The following is a 19,792-nucleotide window of genomic DNA, read 5'->3' as shown; positions in this document are numbered from 1 at the left end:
TCCCTTTATTTTTCTCTGATAATTTGGTGCAGTCCTGCCATATGTGCAATTCTTTTGATAGAATCATTCATATGACTTACCGATACGCATCCTCCCATCGGCTGTACTTGTTTATATCTTCCAAGAATCATCCCGACTCCCGAACTATCCATAAACTCTGATTTTGCAAAATCAAATTCAATATCCTTAATCGGATAAGATTTTAAAATAATCTCACACTGGTGTTTCACCTTTTCTGCCAGATGGTGATCCAACTCTCCATCTAATTTGATATATAATGTTCGGTTCTCTACCTGATATTCTGTTGCCATTCTATTTCTCCTTCTCTATTTGTTTTTAGTTCCTATCCTTTTGTTCCAATGAAACAAAATCACCGGAAGTGTCAAAAGGCACATTCCGGGATTGCAAGCGGACGCCAAAGTCCCGGGCAAGCCCGGATTTTGACTCATCGCTATTAAAAAAAGATAAAAGAGAGGAAGACGGCGGCTTTCCATCTTCCTTCTTTTATCTTTTGTATCGTAATATTTTCTGAAACAAAAACCGTTTACACCGGTCTTCGTTCCGATTCGTTTATAAATTTTTTGCAGTTTTTTCTCCCATCGCGTCAATCTTGCTTTGTGCAGTTCTTGCGCTACTGGTAGATGGGAACTTTTTAATAATTGTCTCATACGTTTTCTTTGCATTCTTTTCATCTCCGGAAGCCTCATAAGACTGCGCAAGGAAATTATATGCATAGACATCTGTATCGCTGACTTCAATTGCTTTCTTCAAATAGGAAATTGCAGTTTTGTAATCTTTAGCGTAATAAGCGCTCTTTCCTTTGGTGTATAATCCGGAACGGGCATTTGGATACACTTTTGTCTTCAGGTCATCATAAATACTTTTCATGTTCTTTGTTGTCAGCTTATCCCGATCAATATCCAGCAAAGCCACCGCAGATTCCGTATAATTTCGATCACTGTATTCCTGAAGAGCCTTTAACAAAAGATCATAAATACCGTCTTTTTTGCTGGTTCCCACATATTCTTCCAACTCATCTTCCGCTTTTTTCTGAGCGGCCTGTGCTTCCTTAATTTTTTTCTCATTGGATTTTAACTGAGTATCTTTCGCCAAAATCTGTTCTTTATAATCCTCCACCTGAGAAGAGTTTTTGTGATTAAAACTTGCGCGAACCGTAGGATAGATCAGCACAGCAGCGACAATGACGCCGATGACAATTCCGGTAACCATATAAAACATCGGTCCTTTTCCGGAAGTATTTTCCTGGATGGAAGAAACGTGAAAAGGATTTCCTGATTTCTTTTTCGGAGTCTCAGAAACCTGTTTTGCCGGTTTTTTCTCTTTTTTCTTTTTCTCTGCTTCATCGTTTTCTGCCGGCGCTTCCGTCTCCTGAGGAAAATCAAATTCCTTCTTATATTCCTTTGCAGATTCATTTTCCGGATCAATTGTTAAAATGGTATCCAAAAAGCTGCGGGCAGCTTCCAGATTATCTCCTTTTATGGATAACAAAGCCATCAAAAGATATGCATCCACAAAGTTCGGAATTGCTGCCACAACATTCTTCAGCTGCAGCATTGCCAGATCATCATTTCCCTGTTTGGCATAATTTAATGCCTGATTATATTTTTTAATCATTTGATTGGCTTTATAAAGTTCCGTTTTATTCTTTCTGATTTCTTCTAATTCCGATCCGTAAATATTCTCTTCTGCTTCTTCCAAATCCGCACACGGCTGAAATTTCTCCAATTCTTCGTTAAAATCTAACATCTTCTTCCTCCTGACTTATCAATTCTTTCGCCATCCCTGCCAGATAAAAAGATCCTACAACAAAACAGACATCTTCTTTACCTGAACGATCTATCATCTGCCGAAAAACACTCTCAAACTCATATGGATCAATCCTTCTCCCCCGAATGGATACCGTATCAAACTGTATAATTCCCGGGAGCTTTTTCAGAATGCTTTTCATGTACTCTTCTTCATGTTTATGAGATGCTGCAAATAAAATTCTTTTCTTTCCGGGAAAATACTTTTCAGCTGTTTTTACAAAAGCTTCGATTCCCTGAACATTATGTGCAACATCAATTACAATTCCGGGCGCAATTTCTTCCATCCGTCCCGAAATCTTTACCTTTCTCAATGCCTGATAAATCTGCCCATCCCCGATTTCCGGATAAACAAGCCGTGCAGCATGGATCGCCAATGCAACATTCTCTTTCTGGAAATCTCCGGCAATATTTCTTCTCACATTCCTCTTCTTATCATACGCACTGGCATTTAAAAAATCAATATATTTTCCATGTTTTTCTTGAAAATTAAGATTATCTTCAGAAACACACTGAAAACAGGCGCCATGCGCCTTTGCCTCTGCTCTGAGAACAGTTTGCACCTCCGGTACCTGACTCGCGCTTATGACCGGTACATGATCTTTGATAATCCCTGCTTTGTGCGCCGCAATTTCGCCAAGTGTATTCCCCAGAAACTCCATATGGTCATAACTAATGGATGTAATAATGCTGACTTCCGGAACAATCACATTGGTAGCATCATATCTTCCTCCCATTCCGGTTTCCATCACGCAGACGTCCAGCTGCTCTTCCCGAAAAATCAGCAGCGCCATAAAAAATAAAATTTCAAAAAAAGATGGAGATTCTGCTCCGCCTTTTGCTGCCCTGTCAACCACTTGTTTCACCTGACTGCATGCTCTCGCAAAGACCTCATCCGAAACATCTTTCCCATTTACATGAATTCTCTCATTGATCCGAAGCAGGTGCGGAGAGGTAAAGATGCCCGTATGTACATTATGAGCCTCCAAAACAGCTTCCAAAAAGCCACAAACAGACCCTTTCCCATTAGTCCCTGCAACATGAATAAATTTTAAATGCTCCTGAGGATTTCCGAGACAGCTCAAAAAATATTTTATACGATCCGGCGGTGTTTTTTTGCCGAATCCTGCGACATGGTGCAAATATTTCACAGATTCTTTATATGTCATGATCTTCCATCCTCTGATTTTGTAACTGCGCTATCTTTTTGCACAAGTTAAAATCAATATCTCTCATAGTATTTACAATATAATCTGCTTCTGTTAACTTTTGATTTCCAAACTCTAAATTCTGAAAACCTATGACCTGCATCCCCGCCCGTTTCGCGGCTTTCACACCATTGTCAGAATCCTCAATCACCAGACAGTCCTTCGGCTCAATGGAAAGTCTCGCTGCCGCTAATAAAAAGACATCCGGAAATGGTTTTGCATTTTCACACTCATCGACTCCCGATGCAAAATGTTGAAAATATTTTCCAATCCCCATAGCTTCTGTCACTCTTTCAATTTCTTTTCTCCCGGAAGAAGATGCAATTGCCATTTTCACATTTTTCTTGTGCAGTTCTTTCATCAAAGAAATGGTTCCGTCAATTGGCTGATATCCCTCTCGATCAATTAATTTTTGTCTTTCCCGTCCCATTTCTTTTACGCATTCTTCTACTGACAAGTGAGTGAGCCCTGTCCTCTCCAGAATTGTCTTCCACGTTTGATAAGACGATGTTCCAAAGAACTGTTCAAATTGCTCCTTTTTCCACACCTTCCCATATTTTTTCAGTACGGCATTTGAAGCGTAAAAATAACTTGGCTCCGAATCTACAATCACTCCGTCCATATCAAAAATCACTGCTTTTAACATAATTCACCTCTCAGAACCGCCTTTAAAACCTGCAAAACCCCGTCCTCTTTGTTGGAAGCTGTCATGAAGTTGGCTGCCTCTTTCACCTCATCTCTTGCGTTTGCCACTGCAAAGCTGTGGCTTGCCTGATGCAGCATCTCGATGTCATTGATATTGTCTCCAAATGCCAGCGTTTCATCCGGTGAAATTCCATATTGTTCCTGAAAATGCTTCAGTGCAGACCCTTTGGTCACTCCTTTGTTGGAACAATCTACCCACATTTTTCCGGACACTGTCACATGCATAATGCGATTCCAGCTTTCAATAAACTGCCTTCCCACCGCTTTTTCTGCATTATTGTGATGAAAGATACTGATTTTGCACACATTTTGGGCATATTTTGAAATGTTATCCACAAGCTTTCCCCGATATCCATAATCGTTCACCAAATGCTGGTAAATTCCAAGGTTCTCAAAGTATCCCATATTATCCTGATTGATTCCAACCTCGCAGCCGGCAAATTTTCTGGCATCATCCAAATAAGCCTTTACAACCTCCGGCTGAATTTCATCTACATATTGATAATCCTTGGAATAAATACATGTTCCGTTTTCTGAAATAAAACTCATTTCTTCTAAAACCGGTGTAAATACTTTTTCAATGCTTGCCCTCTGTCTTCCGCTTGCCGCAAGCACCAAGACACCTCTACTTCTCAATTGACGAATCACATCAAAGTATTCCGGATTCAAATTTAATGTTCCGTCTTCTACCAATGTACCATCAATATCTGTTGCAATTAATTTTATCATCTGTTTTCCTCTTTCTTTCTGCCGCCGGTACTTCGCACCGGCAAAATACACCTTGCTCAGAAGTTTATTATAATTCGTACGGAGTTACTTGGTAAACGTAGTAATTAAGCCAATTATAATACATTGCATTGGCATGGCATCTCCACGATTTCACCGGACCTTTCCGGGGATCATCGTCTTTATAATAGTTTTTCGGAAGATCAGGATTTAATCCCCTTTTTAAATCTCTCATATACTCCAGATGAAGTGACATGACATCATATTCCGGATGACCTGTCACAAAAATCTGACTTCCTTTTTGATTTAAAATAATATACGGTCCCGTCTCATCGGACTCTGCCGCAATAATCAATTCTTTATTTTGACGGATTGCATCTCCGTCCACCCCTGTATTTCGAGAATGGGGCACAAAGAACTTATCGTCAAATCCCCGAATAATCGGCAGCTTATTATGTAAAGGATAATGCGGGTAAACCCCCGAAACCTTTTTATCCAAAATGTGCTTTTTAATTCCATAGTGATAATAAAGTCCCGCCTGCGCTGCCCAACAAATATGAAGCGTTGATGTCACATGTTTCTTTGACCACTCCATAATTTCTGCGACTTCCTCCCAATAATCTACATCTTCAAATTCTTTTAACTCTACCGGAGCACCTGTGATAATCAAACCATCGAACTTTTTATCCCGAATTTCCGAAAAATAATGATAAAATTTTTGCAAATGTGATTCCGGCACATGGGTTGGAACATAGGACTCTGTTTGTAAGAATGTAATATCCAGCTGCAGAGGCGTATTGGAGAGACTGCGGAGCAAATGCAACTCCGTATCCAGTTTGTTGGGCATTAAATTTAGTATTGCAATCCGCAGAGGACGGATATCCTGCGTACATGCCCTTTCTTTATCCATAACAAAAACATTTTCTTCCTCTAAAATTGCCCTTGCAGGCAAATCGCTATCTATTCGAATCGGCATATGCCAAATCTCCTTTCCTGTTCATTCCTTATCTGAAAATTATAAAATGCTTGTTCTTTTTATGCAATCTATTCTTTATTTTTTGATCATCTCCAAGAAATCTTCTTCGCTCAAAATCGGTATCTGCAGTTCTTTTGCTTTTTTATTTTTTGATGAAGTGGAAGCCTTATCATTATTAATTAGATAATCTGTTTTCTTTGAAACCGAACCTGTAACTTTTCCTCCAAGCTGTTCTATCTCGTCTTTTAATTGTTTGCGATTCTCAAAATGATTGAGCGAGCCCGTGACAACAAACGTTTTTCCTTCTAAAATCTGCTCTTTTGCATCCTCTTCTTTTGTCTCAAACTGAATATAAGTCAGCAAGCGATCTAACATCTCCCGTCGATGCGATGTATTGAAATAGGATACCATCGCCTCCCCAATCATAGGACCAATCTGATCAATCGCAGTAAAGTCTTCCACCTCTGCCTTTCGGACCCTTGAAAAATCATCTTCAAAATGGCGGCAGATCAGCTTTGCATTGGAAAGCCCCACATTTGGAATTCCAAGACTATAGATAAAATTAGCCAAAGGCACCTGCCTTGCAGCTTCAATGGCACAAATTAAATTGTCATAGGATTTCTCTCCAAATCCGTCCAACTCTAAAATTTCTTCTTTATGATCTTTTAATGTAAAAAGATCATAAAGCTCCTTTAACAATCCGCGATCAATCATTTTTTTCAAGGTTGCTTCTGACAATCCATCTACATTCATGGCATCTCTCGATACAAAATGTGAAAAAGATTTTATCTTTTTCGCACTGCAAAATCTATTGGGACAGACAAGCGTTTTGATGCCGTGATCTTCCGCCATCTCCGTTTTGCCTCCGCATGCCGGACAAACCTCCGGAATCTCAATCTTTCCACTCCTTGTCAGATTCTCTGCCACTTGCGGAATAATCATATTTGCTTTATACACCTTAATTTCATCATTGATTCCCAATTCTAACTCTTCCATCACACTGAGATTGTGAAGGCTTGCTCTGCTGACCGTGGTGCCTTCCAATTCCACCGGATCAAAAATTGCCACAGGATTAATCAATCCCGTCCTTGACGGACTCCACTCAATGTCTGTAAGTTTTGTTACTGCAGTTTCATCTGCCCACTTCAAAGCAATGGAATCTTTTGGAAATTTTGCGGTCCTTCCGAGACTCTTTCCGTAAGCTATATCATCGTAGGTCAAAACAAGCCCGTCGGATGGCAAATCAAAGGTTTCGATTTTTTCGGCAAATCGCTCCACAGCTTCCAAAACAGAGGTCTCATCTACCCGAACATACTCTGCCATGTCGAATCCCAGATTCTTTGCCCAGAGAATTTTTTCCTCCAGCGAATTATGGAATTCCACTCCCTCCACATCACCTATGCTGAAACCGTAAAAATGCACATTTCTCTTTGCTGTAATCTCATTGTTCAACTGACGAACAGAACCGCTGCACAGATTTCTTGGATTCTTATACTGGCTATCTACATCTTCAATCTCCTCATTCATTTTGTAAAAAACAGAATACGGAATCACCGCTTCTCCACGGATCACCAGTCTTCCCTCATAAGAAATTTTTCTGGGAATATTAACGAATACCTTTGCATTATTTGTGACAACCTCCCCGACTTCTCCGTTTCCTCTGGTAACGGCTTTTTGAAGTTCTCCGTTTTCATAGGTCATCACAATGGTAAGTCCATCCAGTTTCCACGAAAGAAGCCCGTCATGCCCCTGAAGCCATGTCCCCAATTCTCCTGCATCCTTCGTTTTATCCAGAGACAGCATCAAAGACGGATGTGTCTCTTTCTCCAGCGCCGTCATCAATTCATATCCCACATGAATCGTTGGGCTATTGGACAGAACCGTCTTTGACTCCTTTTCCAGTTCCAACAGCTCATCATACAGTTTATCATATTCTAAATTGCTGATGATCTCACGATTTTCTTGATAATATGCCTGCCCAGCCTCATTTAATATCTGTATTAATTCTTTCATTCGGTCTAAACTATTCACATTCCAGCTCCTTTTTTAACTCCCGAAGTTCTCCCGGCGTTAAGTTTCGATAGGTTCCCTCTTTTAAATCTCCCAATCGAATATTCATAACCCGGACTCTTTTCAGCTTTGTAACCCGATATCCAAGCGCTTCGCACATTCTTCTGATTTGTCGATTGAGCCCCTGTGTTAAAATAATCCGAAATTGATTGGGTCCTTCTTTTTTTACTTTACATCTGCGTGTCACCGCCCCGATCTCATCCAAATGCATCGGTTCTCTCATCTTCTGCAAAAATTCATTGGTAATTCTTTTGTGAACGGTGACTTCATATTCCTTTTCATGGTAATTGCGCGCTTTCATGATTTGATTGGCGGCTTCTCCATCATTGGTCAGCAAAATCAGCCCCTGTGAATCTTTATCCAGTCGTCCTACAGGATAAATTCTCAAAGGATAATCTATATAATCTATAATATTATCTTTCTCCGCCTTGCTCGCCGTACAAACAATCCCTCTCGGCTTATGAAAAGCCAGAAAGATCAGATCTTTCTGAATCTTTACCGGCTTTCCATCCAACGTAACTGTCTGACCGCAGAATACTTTGGTTCCGCTGACGGCAATCACACCGTCAACAGCCACTCTCTGCTCCTGAACTAAACGGTCCGCCTGTCTTCTGGAGCATATTCCCGCCTGGCTTAAATACTTATTAATCCTTACTGCTTCTTCTGTTTTTCGTCTTCTTTCTTCCATCGCTATCTTTCCCATTTATCACAGAGAGCCAAAATCTGATCTGCAAATTTCCCCAAATCCTTGTTGGTTCCGCCCTCGTTATGCTCGATGACAGACAACAGACGATCTCCCGCTGATTTCAATCTGACATATGCACTGCTTGCCTGCGGCTTTTTCTTCTTCACAAGTTTTCTTGATCCCCACTGCGTCCACTGCCCCAGCGCCAGATCAAATACATCGCCGCTATATGGCGCTCTGGCACAAAAATCATACTGTTCTCTCAAGCATTCTGAAAACAACTCGCAAACTGCATCCTCTCCATGCACTACAAAAATCTGTTCCGGTTTTTTCTCAAAATGTTGTATCCACTTTAACAATCCATTTTTATCCGCATGACCGCTCAATCCTTCCAGACGTACAATATCCGCTTCAACCTTAATGGTTTCTCCAAAAAGTCTGACCTGCTTGACGCCTTCCACCAAAGCTCTTCCAAGCGTCCCGTATGCCTGATATCCCACAAACACAATTGTATTTTCGGATTTCCAAAGATTATGCTTTAAGTGATGCCGAATTCTTCCAGCTTCACACATTCCGGATGCGGAAATAATAACTTTCGGACCCGGTTCAAAATTAATTGCTTTGGATTCTTCTGTAGTTATCGATAGCTGAAGGTTGGAAAATGTGATCGGATTAATTCCCTGTCTTACCAACTCCATCGCTTCTTCATCATAAGTTTCTTCCACATCCTGATTAAAAATTTTGGTTGCCTCCACCGCCAGAGGACTGTCCACAATCACTTTAAAATCTCCATGATTTTTAATTCTGTTTTCTGCCTTGATCTGTCGAATATAGTATAGAAGTTCCTGCGTTCTTCCTACGGCAAACGAAGGTACAACTACATTCCCTCCCCGATCAAAGGTTTCTTGAATTACCCGTGACAGCTCACTGACATAATCTTGTTTCTTTCCATGAAAACGGTCTCCGTAAGTAGATTCTACAATGACGTAATCTGCCTGTTTTGTATAATTGGGATCTTTAATTAAAGGCTGATTTATATTTCCCACATCACCGGAAAAAACCAATTTTTTTTGAACATCTTCCTCTTCCAGCCACACCTCAATACTGGAAGATCCCAGTAAATGCCCAATATCTGTGAACCGGACAGAAATTCCGTCTGCCACTGAAATTTTTTGATCGTAGGAACATTTCACAAAATATTCCATAACATTCACGGCGTCATTCATCGTATAAACCGGAACGACCTCCGGCTTTCCGGACCGTCTGGCCTTACGGTTTTTCCATTCTGCCTCAAATTCCTGTATATGAGCACTATCGCGAAGCATAATCTGACATAGATCGGTAGTCGCACTTGTTGCAAAAATCTGTCCTCGAAATCCTCTCGCGTATAATAAAGGAATCATTCCGGAATGATCAATGTGAGCATGGGTCAGCAAAATGAAATCCAGCTTTCCCGGACTCACCGGAAGTTCTGCGTTTTCATAAACGTTCAATCCCTGCTCCATTCCATAATCCACAAGAAACCTTTTCCCGCAGGCTTCCACATAATGACAGCTTCCGGTAACTTCATGATCTGCTCCGATAAACATTATTTTCATAATTTATACCTCCTCTGAAATATAAACTGGACCCACTGGTACAACCTCCGCAAGATATGGATATTTTTTTAGAAGCTCCTCTGTTTGATAGCCGAAAAAGATCTGCGTCAGCTCATCAATTCCAATCTTTTCCTCACACGCAGTTTTCGGCTCAGGCGTAATGGCAATTCTATGTTCGCGGCATTGAAACCGAAAAACTCCCTCATTTTCCTTCACCCATGGATCTTCCACGTTCAGACAAAAATCAAAATCCTTCCTGCCTTTGAGAAACTCCCCCCACACTTCCAGACATACAATTCTTGCCATAATTTTCGGAATCTCTTTCCCATCACAAAGATCCCCCCCTGTAATCTCAATTTTTTGCCCGCAATAACGTTCCTGAATTTTTTTCAGCATTCTCTCTGGTTTTTTAGAAAATGCCCAAGTGATGGACACTCCATCCCCGTCTATGGTTTCTGCAAAAATTCCCAAAATCTGTTCTTTTTCACGAAATTTATAAAGTTCTCCTCCACCGCTCTCACATTCTTGTTTTTTCTGCTTTAAATAATCCTCGTCAGGAATCGTATAAACTCCGTATTTTTTTAATCTTTCACATAAAAATAACGAGGCCTCAGGATATTCTTCTTCCTTCAGTACAGAAATCTCTCCGGACACTGATTCTTCGCTTCCCCAAAGCTTGGTTTCCTTCCAATTCATAATAAATACAAACTGAAACGGCTCATAATAAGCCTTATTCGCCGGCATCAAATACGTAAACGGCTGACGTTTTTTATACATATCCTCAAGACTTTTCACAAGCATCTTCGACATAATCCCCTGCCGCCGGTATTGTTCCTGCACTGCCACCGCAACAATATAATTTAAACAGTATTTTTTGCCTGACAGACTCACCTGATAGGGATTTAAATGTATCATTCCCTGAAATTCTTTTCCATGACATGCGAGAAGTACTTGATTTTGCGGATAAACATGCTGAAAATAATAGTCTGCAAAAGGTTCCGGATCCTGAAAAATTTCTTGATACATTCTCCGGATCTTTTCCGAAGCTTTATCTTTTTGATATACAATCTCCATCTTAATCCCTTTCTATTAAAAGACAAACAGCCTGAGCGCTGATTCCAAGTCCTTCTCCGGTAAATCCCAAATGTTCCTCCGTTGTGGCTTTAACATTGACTTGCTCTGCCTGGACTTTCAAAACTCTGCTAATATTTTCTCTCATTTCAGGAATATAATTCAGCAGTTTTGGTTTTTGAGCAACCACCGTTGCATCGACATTTCCAACTTGATATCCTGCTCCCTCTATCAATTCTACAACTTTTTCCAATAATTTCAGACTGTCTGCATTATGAAACGCAGGATCTGTGTCTGGAAAATGGCGTCCAATATCTCCAAGAGCCGCCGCCCCCAGCAATGCGTCTGAAATTGCATGGAGCAATACGTCCGCATCGGAATGCCCCAGCAAACCTTTTTCATAAGGAATCAAAACTCCGCCCAAGATCAAATCTCTGCCTTCCACTAATCGGTGAACATCATAACCCATTCCAATTCGCATTGTAATTCTCCTTTTTCTTTTATTATACCACGACTGCCCTTAGAACAAAACGGAGAACTCCCAATATCTAGGAATCTTTGAGGGCGCCGATGCTGCCTTTCTCTGCACGCGGTGTATATCCCCGCGAACCTTTTTGTCTGACAGGAACTTTTTCAAAATTTCCTGCCAAAAGAAAAAAGCGTATTCCTATCAGAATACGCCCAACTATAGTAGCGATGAGCAGATTCGAACTGCTGACACTACGGGTATGAACCGTATGCTCTAGCCAACTGAGCTACATCGCCATATATGTATGAATCATGGTTTCCCATGAAAATGGGACCAACAGGGCTCGAACCTGTGACCCTCTGCTTGTAAGGCAGATGCTCTCCCAGCTGAGCTATGATCCCGTTCTCTGTGCCGCTCTTGCCTCGCGACAAATAATAATATACTACTTCTTAAAACAAATGTCAACACCTTTTTTCATTTTTTTCTTTGTGGCAGCGATGAGCCAAAGTCCGGGCTTGCCCGAGACCTTGGCAGCCGCTTACAATCCCGGAATGTGCCTTTGGAACTTCCGGTGATCAAGGTCACTCCCTTTACTTTTTCTGACATTGAAGAATCGTCACCGTATTCCAAAAAGATCCTTTCACTGCCTTTGTCTCAATCTCTTCCACAACTTTTTCTAATTTTATATCCGACTTCAGTCGATTCCGCTGATCCATAACAGAAACAGTATCGTTAATATCCAGGGAACCAATTGTCACAAACTGTGGTTCATAAACCAAGCTTCCTTTTTTTAACGGAATTTTCAGAGGATAGTTTTTCTGAAGTACAGATTTAATATCCGCATACATTTTTTGAAAAGCTGGTGATGAAACCTTTGTCGCAAATTCCTTTTGCTGCTGTTTCTTTTTCTCTTTTTTTCTCCTGAACAGTTCCCAGCATGGTCCGCCTGCAGAAGCTGATTTCGTCTGTTCTGTCACGTCTCTCAGAGAATATTGAAATCGAGACCTCTTCCTGCTTCCCACATCTGCCACAGTAACTTGATCTTTTTCATCCACTTCAATGAAAACAATAAAATGCCCTTTTTTTGTAAAATATCCCGGTCCCATCAGAGCAACCACCGGATGTCCTTTTTTTAACGCCGCCCGGATTTTACTGACATTCCTTCCAAGCCCCTTACATTCCAGCTGATACCGTTTTGCCAAAGCAGGAATCATTTCATGCGCGGCTCCTTCCGCACTATAATAGCCATGATCATATGCCCACATTGCCGCATCAACCGGTGTTACCCAGCATTTGGTCAGAGAAGAAATACATAACGCCATAGCCGTCGGTCCGCATCCGCTGCTTTTTATTTGATAGCCATTGTCATTCCAAACGGCATCTGCCTGATTAAAGTATACAAAATTCCCTATTCTTTCTTTTTGATCTTGCATTTTTATATTTTGGCGATGATAAATTTTGGGTATGATTTGTGACTTGTTTGTTTTCTTTTTACTGTCTTTCCTCCTTTTTGCTGTTTTTCCCTTTGAGGATTTACTGTGAGTGTTCCGCTTTTTTTGATCAATTTCTACTTTCTTTTTAGAAATCGGGAATTTCTCTTTTGTTTGTGTCTGCACTGCCGTTTCTGTGGTCTGATGCTCCGATTGTTCGGTGGAAGCTGTTGTTTGCGCTGCAGCATTGTCACACTCTGTTGTTTGCAAAACAGCTTGTTCCTGCCTGCCGCCATATTCTGCCTGCACTTTTGAACCCGGACTTAAAAATACTATCACATAAAAAACCAGTACAGCTGTCACTTTGCATATTTCCCTCATTCTGATCTCCCCTTCCATCCCAGAGAATGTTTTATCTACTCATCCAATACAAGTTTTTCGATCGCATAGGCAACCCCATCCTCATTATTTGTTTTTGTAATAAAATCTGCAATTTTTTTCAATTCTTCCATTCCGTTTTCCATAACAACCCCAATTCCAGCCGCCTCAATCATTTTTGTGTCATTTCCTGCATCTCCGCATGCCATAACCTGGCTCATTGGAATGCCCAAATGCTCTGCCAGATGCATCAATCCGTCCCCCTTATCACAGCCAAATTGATTGATTTCTATATTATTTGACAATGAACTGGATACACTGGCAATATTTTTCTCACAAAGCTCCTCAAACGCAGCTTTTCGGACCTTCATATCATCAAAAAAGCTGCTGATCTTTTCAATCCCCAAAGGATTTTTATGAATGTACTCCCTTAGATTCTCTACCGGAAGCCTTGTGTCTTTTACCAGATCATAGGTATGATTGAAAACTCCGTATTCCGGCAAATGATCTAAAAATCTCGGTTCCATATATCCCTGCCCATTTTGATAAATATCATGGGTACAATGATACTTTTCTAAAATATCAAAAATATCAAAAACTGTTTGTTCTGAAAGATGATTGGTATAGAGAATCTCATCTTCATCTTTGTCATATACTGTCGCTCCATTGCAGCACAGTGCATAGCGAACTCCCTCCATATCTCTTATAAATCCGGGAATTGATTTAAAAATTCTGCCCGTGGCAGGTACAATAAAAACCCCACTGTTCATTGCCTCCCGAAGGACACGCTCTGTATATTTTGAAATTTTCTTATCATCATTTAACAACGTATGATCCAAGTCCATTGCAACCAACCGAATATCACCCATTTTTTTCTTCCTCCGTAAAAAAGTAATTTTGTATTTGAATCTGAAGACTCTCATATCCCTGAAATTCATTGAGAACCGGATAATAAGTACATGTTATATACTTCTTCGTCCCCATATTTTCTCGAAAACGGTCTTCTTCCTCGAAAATCATACCATCAATACGGGTGCCTTGGCTACTCCTCAATGATAATTTGATCACATTTTTGTGTTTCCCAAAAACCTGAACCTTCTCCACCTTTAATTTCTTATGGGCAAAAAGAGGTTTTACATTTTCTTTTCCAAATGGCTCCAAAACAGAAAGCTCCTGAATGAGTTCTTTGGAAATATAATCAATGGGCATGTTGATATCAATATGTACCTTATGGACAAAATCCTCAGGCTTCAGCCGACAATTTGCATTCACCTTTTCCCGGAATTCTGACAGCTTTTCTCTCTCCAGGGAACATCCTGCAGCCATGGGGTGTCCCCCAAATTTCGTGAAAACTTCCTGAATTTTCAACATTTCTTCAAACATAGAATATTGTTCGATGGAACGTCCGGAACCTTTGATTCCCTCTCTGGCATCTGTCAGCACAAACACCGGATGATGAAGCCGATCCTTCACCCTTCCTGCAATAATGCCTGCAATACTTTCATGGCAGTCCGGCAAGTATAAAACCAGAACCTTGTCACCTCTTGCCTCATAAAACAAGGCTTGTTTCATTCCGGCTTTCACCCCGTTTTCCGTCATCGCTTTTCGCTGATCATTTAACTCTTTTAATTCTTCCGCCGTCTGCGCCGCCCTGTCCGGATCTGTCTCCAAAAATAAATTTAACGCTCTCTCTGCTGAATCCAATCTCCCGCTGGCATTGATGCAAGGTCCAATGCGAAATCCCAAATCATAGGATTGAATGTTTTGATTTCCCAGTTGGTATGCATTCAGTAAAGCCTTCAATCCAATAATTTCTGTATTCTTGATTCTTTTTAGCCCCTCTTTCACAAAGATTCGATTTTCTCCCGTTAAATCCACCACATCACATACTGTTGCAATGGCCAAGGGCGCCAACAGCTCTTCCAAAATACGTTGATCTGCTTTCAATTCTTGATACAATGCCCGCATCAGCTGAAACGCAACTCCTGCCCCGCACAACAGAGGATATGGATATCTGCATTTCTCCTGCTTGGGATTGATCACCACGTCCGCCGGCGGAAGAATCTCTTCTCTTTTTCCATCCTCCTGTTCTAAAAACGGCACATCGTGATGATCTGTAACGATCATAGTAAGCCCCTGAGCTTTTCCAAACTCCACAGCTTCTTTCGCTGCAATCCCATTATCGCAGGTAAGAACTGTGTCGATTCCGTCTGATACTGCCCTGCATATGAGATTTTCATTGATCCCATATCCGTCTCTCATTCGGTTGGGAATTTTGAAATCAACCGTTCCCCCAACCTCATGAATGGCTTTCCATAGAATATAATTTGATACGACTCCGTCCACATCATAATCTGAGATAATCCTTATTTTTTTCTTCTCCTGTATCTTTTTTCTTAAAATCATAACGCCTTCTTTTACGCCGGCCATTTCAAAGGGATCGGAAATATCCTCCAGACTTCCATGCAGATATTCATAAATTTTCTCGTCTCCTATAATATCCCGATTGCGAATCAGACGCGCAGTGACAGGATCAATATGAAATGTATTGCCGATTTTCTGAAAATCAGCCTTTTTCTGATATAGATACCACTGTTCCATTGTTCTCTCCATCTTTCAGAAAAAGAGTACCCAGCATAATTTCTGAATACTCTTTTCTGTATTACTTTCTTTTCTTCTTTTTCTTTCTCTTGGGTTTTTCCTTTGAGTTTTGCGGCTGCTCTAACATAACTTCTGTCTCCCTCGCCTCCATACTCTTTTGCCTTTTTCCAAACCCGCTCTTCATCAAATACCAGAGCGGACCCGTCAAAAATACAGAAGAAAATGCGCCGCCAATCACTCCGACCATTAATGTCAGTGCAAATTCCCGCAGTGAAGATACTCCCATCAAAAATAGTACAAATACCATTACAAAGGTTGTCAATGTAGTATTGATTGTACGAACCAGCGTATGTGCAATACTTTCATTGACCAGCACTCTGAAATCTGCCGTTTTGGCTGTCCTCATCCTTTCGCGAATGCGGTCAAAAATAATAATGGTAGAGTTAATCGAATACCCTATAATTGTCAGCATACATGCAATAAAAGTACCTCCCACTGATAATCTGCCGATGGAGTATGCGGCAAAGACAAGAAGTACGTCGTTTAGCAGCGCTATAATGGCACTGGACCCAAATTTCATATCTTTAAACCGAATTGCAATATAGATTAACATACAAACCGCTGAAATCGCTACGGAAATGAAGGCGTCTCTCTGCATCTCACTGCTGATGGTAGAACTGATATTTTCCGTGGTCACAGATTTGGCGCCATACTTCTTCATTGTTTTTTCGATCTGTTCTCTTTGTTTCAGATTCAATTCCACACTCTTGATCACCATCTGATTTGTAGCCTTTACTTTCTGACTCTGCACCGATGCTGATTTGCTGACCTTTTCATAGGCTGAGACAACCTTCTTTTCCAGATCGTCATCTACTTTTTGTTGACTGCGAAAGGTAATTGTGGAAGCAGTTCCTCCCGAAAACTCCAAATCATAATTTAAAATGGACCCTGTTTTTCCTTTATTAAATGGCAAAGCAACAAGACCTGCAATCACAATGACCCCCGCAATGACCACATATTTCTTCCCAGCACCGACGAAATCTCTTGTTTTTATCTTTCTGAGTTTTCCATACCATTTTGGATTTCGCAGTCCAAAATGATAGGCTGTGCATACAAGAAAACGGCTGATGACCAACGCCGTGAACATTGAGATCAGCACACTCATTCCAAGAGTCTGGGCAAATCCCTTGACAGTTCCCGACCCTTTGATCCACAAAACAACCACAGCAATCAAGGTTGTCACATTCCCATCCACAATAGCCGAAGCCGCCTTGGAAAAGCCTGCCCTAATCGCTGCTGCCACACTCTTTCCGACTGCAATTTCCTCCTGAATTCTGGCATAGATAATCACATTGGCATCTACCGCCATTCCGATTCCAAGAACGATACCTGCCAGACCGGGGAGCGTCAAGGTTGCATTAAATCCGTTTAATGCAAGGAGCGTCATCAGCATATAAACAGCCAGCGCCACACATGCAATCATTCCCGGCACCGCATAAAAGACTATCATAATCACACATACAATCACAAATCCGATAACCCCTGCTTTGACGGTTGATTCAATGGCATTGACTCCAAGCTTTGCAGATACTACATTAGAGCGAAGCTCTTTCAATTCCACCGGAAGCGAACCAATCCGGATGGAGGATGCCAGATTTTCCGCTGCCTCAAAACTTTCCATCCCATCAATTGTACACTCACCTTTGGTAATAGCCTCCTGAACATTTGGCGCACTTATAATCTGATTGTCATAAATAATATAAATCGGCTTCCCAATGTTTTCCTTTGTTGCTTTTGCAAAAGCCTTCGTACCCTTTGTGTCAAACTCTAAAGCGACCAGATACTCTTTTTTCCCCGTCGTCTGATTTTGATTTGTCACAGCTTTTGCCTGCTTCACATTTTTTCCGGTTAAAATAGTATCAATTTGTGTCTGCGTCGTTGTCTTTCCATTTTTCTTTACTTTTACTTCCTTCGGTACTGCAAAGGTGAGCGTTCCGGGTTTTCCAAGCTCATCTAAAATTTTATCGGCATCCGTCACTCCCGGAATCTCAATGTTGATCCGGTTGCTGCCCTGACGGTATACTTCTGCTTCGGTACTGTATCCCTCCACACGCTTTTGAAGTTTATAGACAGTATCGTCAATATCACTGTCTGAAACATTTTTCCCTTCTACCTCATAAGTAATGCTGACTCCTCCGGCAAGATCCAAGCCTAATTCAATGTTGCTCACCCGTCCGATTTTCTGTTTGGTAATTCCCTTTGCGGCAATAAAGACTCCGAATACACAGAGCACAATCAATAAAACCAAACCTGCAATATATTTGCAGCTTTTATTCTGCTTCTTCATCTTGTGTCTCCTTTTCCAGCGCTAATGCAGCTTTTACCATCAATGCACATTCCACTCTCTTTCTCTCCAACTCACAGCCAATCTCATAAGTTCCATTGATTGTTCCGTTGAAATTGTATGAATTTGCACTGCATCCTCCGCTGCAATAAAATCTGGCAAAGCATTCCTTACAAGAGTCTTTGGAATATACACTGCATGTCTTAAATTCTTTTACAATCTCGGGCTTTTGGATTCCCTTCCAGACATCGCCCATCAAAAATTCTTCCTGTCCCACAAATTGATGGCACGGATATAAATCCCCCCACGGAGTTACTGCCAAATATTCTGTTCCTGATCCGCATCCTGACAAACGTTTTGCCACACAAGGTCCTCCGGTTAAATCAATCATAAAGTGGAAAAAAGTAAAACCCCTGCCCTCTTTTTCTCGTTGGATCATCTCTTTTGCCAAACGGTCATATTCTTCCATTATTTTCGGAAGATCCTCCTTCGTAATGGCATAATCTTCTGTATCCGGCGCCACAACCGGTTCCACAGAAATTTGTTCAAACCCCTCGTCCGCCATATGAAGCACATCGTTTGAAAAATCCAAATTGTGATGAGTAAAGGTTCCTCTCACATAATATTTCTGTTGATTGCGGCTGTCTGCAAACTTTTTGAACTTATCAATAATAAAGTCATAGCTTCCCTTCCCGTTGCGGAACGGACGCATATAGTCGTGCACTTCTTTCCGACCGTCCACACTTAACACAACATTATCCATCTCCCGGTTTGCAAATTCCATAATCTCATCATTTAACAAAACTCCGTTGGTTGTCAATGTAAAGCGAAATTTCTTGTGATAAGCTTTCTCCAGAGATCGACCGTACGCGACGATTTCTTTGACCACGTCAAAATTCATCAATGGTTCGCCCCCAAAAAAATCCACTTCCAGATTTCTTCGATTTCCGGAACTTTTTACAAGAAAATCCAGTGCTTTTTTCCCCACTTCCGCGCTCATTAATGCTCTTCTGCCTTTATATTCTCCTTCTTCTGCAAAACAATATTTACAGGCAAGATTACAATCATGTGCAATATGAAGGCATAATGCTTTTACAACCGTCGGGCGCTCTTTAAACTCACAGATATAGTCCTCATAACAATCTTGTGTAAATAAAACTCCCGCTTCTTTTAGCTCTGTTACTTCCTCATATGCCTCTTTGATGTGATCTGCATCCCATGAGGAAAGCTGCTCTACGATCTCTTTCAATGTAAGCTTCTCATACAATGCAATCACTTCATAACTTAAATCATCAACCACATGGACCGATCCACTGGCCACATCAAGAACCATATTATATCCATTATTTTTATACTGGTGAACCACGTTTCCATTCTCCCTTTTTTGTATTTCTTTATCATTCCAGCAGCATCTGTTTTCATTCATTTAAAAATGAGGCGGCCCGCAAGGAACGCCTCAAGCATAGAATCGTTGATATGCTTTATTATTTGCTGTGTTCGCAAGTCTGATTTCCTACAGTGCAAGATGTTTTACATGCTGACTGACAGGATGTCTGACACTCGCCGCATCCACCTTTTTTTACAGTATTTTGTAATGTTTTATTTGTCAGAGTTTTAATGTGCTTCATCTTATCCTCCTTTTTGATTCTCATCTTAAAATAGCTTGGAATATTATATCACATTCTCTTTTAAATGACAATGGGTG

At 41.0% G+C, this 19,792-nt stretch carries 17 protein-coding genes and 2 tRNA genes; all 19 read right to left on the bottom strand.

Translation table 11 applies throughout. From position 1 onward, the window contains the following. Window positions 1–5: 5 nt before the first annotated feature. Window positions 6–311, bottom strand: coding sequence for an STAS domain-containing protein (locus AC27EF_RS02765; protein WP_487108699.1), 306 nt, complete (start codon window positions 309–311; stop codon window positions 6–8). 259 nt (window positions 312–570) lie between these two features. Next, on the bottom strand, window positions 571–1,767 hold the full coding sequence (locus tag AC27EF_RS02760; RefSeq protein ID WP_487108698.1) for a tetratricopeptide repeat protein: 1,197 nt from the start codon (window positions 1,765–1,767) through the stop codon (window positions 571–573). Continuing rightward, a complete protein-coding gene (locus AC27EF_RS02755; RefSeq protein ID WP_487108696.1) occupies window positions 1,754–2,995 on the bottom strand; it encodes a bifunctional folylpolyglutamate synthase/dihydrofolate synthase in 1,242 nt (413 codons plus the stop codon). The genes AC27EF_RS02760 and AC27EF_RS02755 overlap by 14 nt, the downstream gene beginning before the upstream one ends. After that, window positions 2,985–3,680 (bottom strand): HAD family hydrolase, encoded by a 696-nt coding sequence (locus tag AC27EF_RS02750; protein ID WP_487108695.1) that lies wholly within the window; start codon window positions 3,678–3,680, stop codon window positions 2,985–2,987. Before AC27EF_RS02750 ends, AC27EF_RS02755 begins: the two co-directional genes overlap by 11 nt. Continuing rightward, window positions 3,674–4,468 (bottom strand): Cof-type HAD-IIB family hydrolase, encoded by a 795-nt coding sequence (locus tag AC27EF_RS02745; protein ID WP_487108694.1) that lies wholly within the window; start codon window positions 4,466–4,468, stop codon window positions 3,674–3,676. The genes AC27EF_RS02750 and AC27EF_RS02745 overlap by 7 nt, the downstream gene beginning before the upstream one ends. A 67-nt stretch (window positions 4,469–4,535) precedes the next feature. Next, on the bottom strand, window positions 4,536–5,441 hold the full coding sequence (locus AC27EF_RS02740; RefSeq protein ID WP_487108693.1) for a homoserine O-succinyltransferase: 906 nt from the start codon (window positions 5,439–5,441) through the stop codon (window positions 4,536–4,538). 75 nt (window positions 5,442–5,516) lie between these two features. Then, entirely contained in the window at window positions 5,517–7,454 is a 1,938-nt protein-coding gene (gene ligA / locus AC27EF_RS02735) for an NAD-dependent DNA ligase LigA (RefSeq protein ID WP_487108980.1), read from the bottom strand. 10 nt (window positions 7,455–7,464) lie between these two features. Further along, complete coding sequence (locus AC27EF_RS02730; protein ID WP_487108691.1) at window positions 7,465–8,199, bottom strand: pseudouridine synthase; 735 nt, start codon at window positions 8,197–8,199, stop codon at window positions 7,465–7,467. A gap of 2 nt (window positions 8,200–8,201) precedes the next feature. Next, entirely contained in the window at window positions 8,202–9,794 is a 1,593-nt protein-coding gene (locus AC27EF_RS02725) for an MBL fold metallo-hydrolase RNA specificity domain-containing protein (RefSeq protein WP_487108690.1), read from the bottom strand. Window positions 9,795–9,797: 3 nt separating this feature from the next. Then, entirely contained in the window at window positions 9,798–10,868 is a 1,071-nt protein-coding gene (locus AC27EF_RS02720; protein ID WP_487108688.1) for a GNAT family N-acetyltransferase, read from the bottom strand. 1 nt (window position 10,869) lies between these two features. Beyond that, the gene (gene ispF, locus AC27EF_RS02715) at window positions 10,870–11,346 is read right to left on the bottom strand and encodes a 2-C-methyl-D-erythritol 2,4-cyclodiphosphate synthase (RefSeq protein WP_487108686.1); all 477 of its coding nucleotides are present in this window, start codon (window positions 11,344–11,346) and stop codon (window positions 10,870–10,872) included. A 210-nt stretch (window positions 11,347–11,556) separates the two neighbouring features. Further along, a tRNA-Met gene (locus tag AC27EF_RS02710) sits at window positions 11,557–11,630 on the bottom strand. 32 nt (window positions 11,631–11,662) lie between these two features. Next, window positions 11,663–11,735 (bottom strand) — tRNA-Val (locus AC27EF_RS02705). Between the two features lie 189 nt (window positions 11,736–11,924). Continuing rightward, complete coding sequence (locus tag AC27EF_RS02700) at window positions 11,925–13,145, bottom strand: C39 family peptidase (protein WP_487108685.1); 1,221 nt, start codon at window positions 13,143–13,145, stop codon at window positions 11,925–11,927. Between the two features lie 35 nt (window positions 13,146–13,180). After that, entirely contained in the window at window positions 13,181–14,011 is an 831-nt protein-coding gene (locus tag AC27EF_RS02695) for a Cof-type HAD-IIB family hydrolase (protein WP_487108684.1), read from the bottom strand. Continuing rightward, window positions 14,004–15,743, bottom strand: a complete 1,740-nt coding sequence (gene recJ, locus AC27EF_RS02690; RefSeq protein ID WP_487108683.1) for a single-stranded-DNA-specific exonuclease RecJ — start codon at window positions 15,741–15,743, stop codon at window positions 14,004–14,006. The genes AC27EF_RS02695 and recJ overlap by 8 nt, the downstream gene beginning before the upstream one ends. 61 nt (window positions 15,744–15,804) lie before the next feature. Further along, the gene (secD, locus tag AC27EF_RS02685; protein ID WP_487108682.1) at window positions 15,805–18,090 is read right to left on the bottom strand and encodes a protein translocase subunit SecD; all 2,286 of its coding nucleotides are present in this window, start codon (window positions 18,088–18,090) and stop codon (window positions 15,805–15,807) included. Next, the gene (scfB, locus tag AC27EF_RS02680; RefSeq protein WP_487108680.1) at window positions 18,074–19,453 is read right to left on the bottom strand and encodes a thioether cross-link-forming SCIFF peptide maturase; all 1,380 of its coding nucleotides are present in this window, start codon (window positions 19,451–19,453) and stop codon (window positions 18,074–18,076) included. The genes secD and scfB overlap by 17 nt, the downstream gene beginning before the upstream one ends. Window positions 19,454–19,571: 118 nt before the next feature. Further along, window positions 19,572–19,715, bottom strand: a complete 144-nt coding sequence (scfA, locus tag AC27EF_RS02675) for a six-cysteine ranthipeptide SCIFF (RefSeq protein ID WP_009203580.1) — start codon at window positions 19,713–19,715, stop codon at window positions 19,572–19,574. Window positions 19,716–19,792 lie beyond the last annotated feature (77 nt).

It is taken from the genome of Anaerostipes stercorihominis (assembly GCF_057535655.1).
This window is presented reverse-complemented; position numbering and strand designations above follow the sequence as displayed.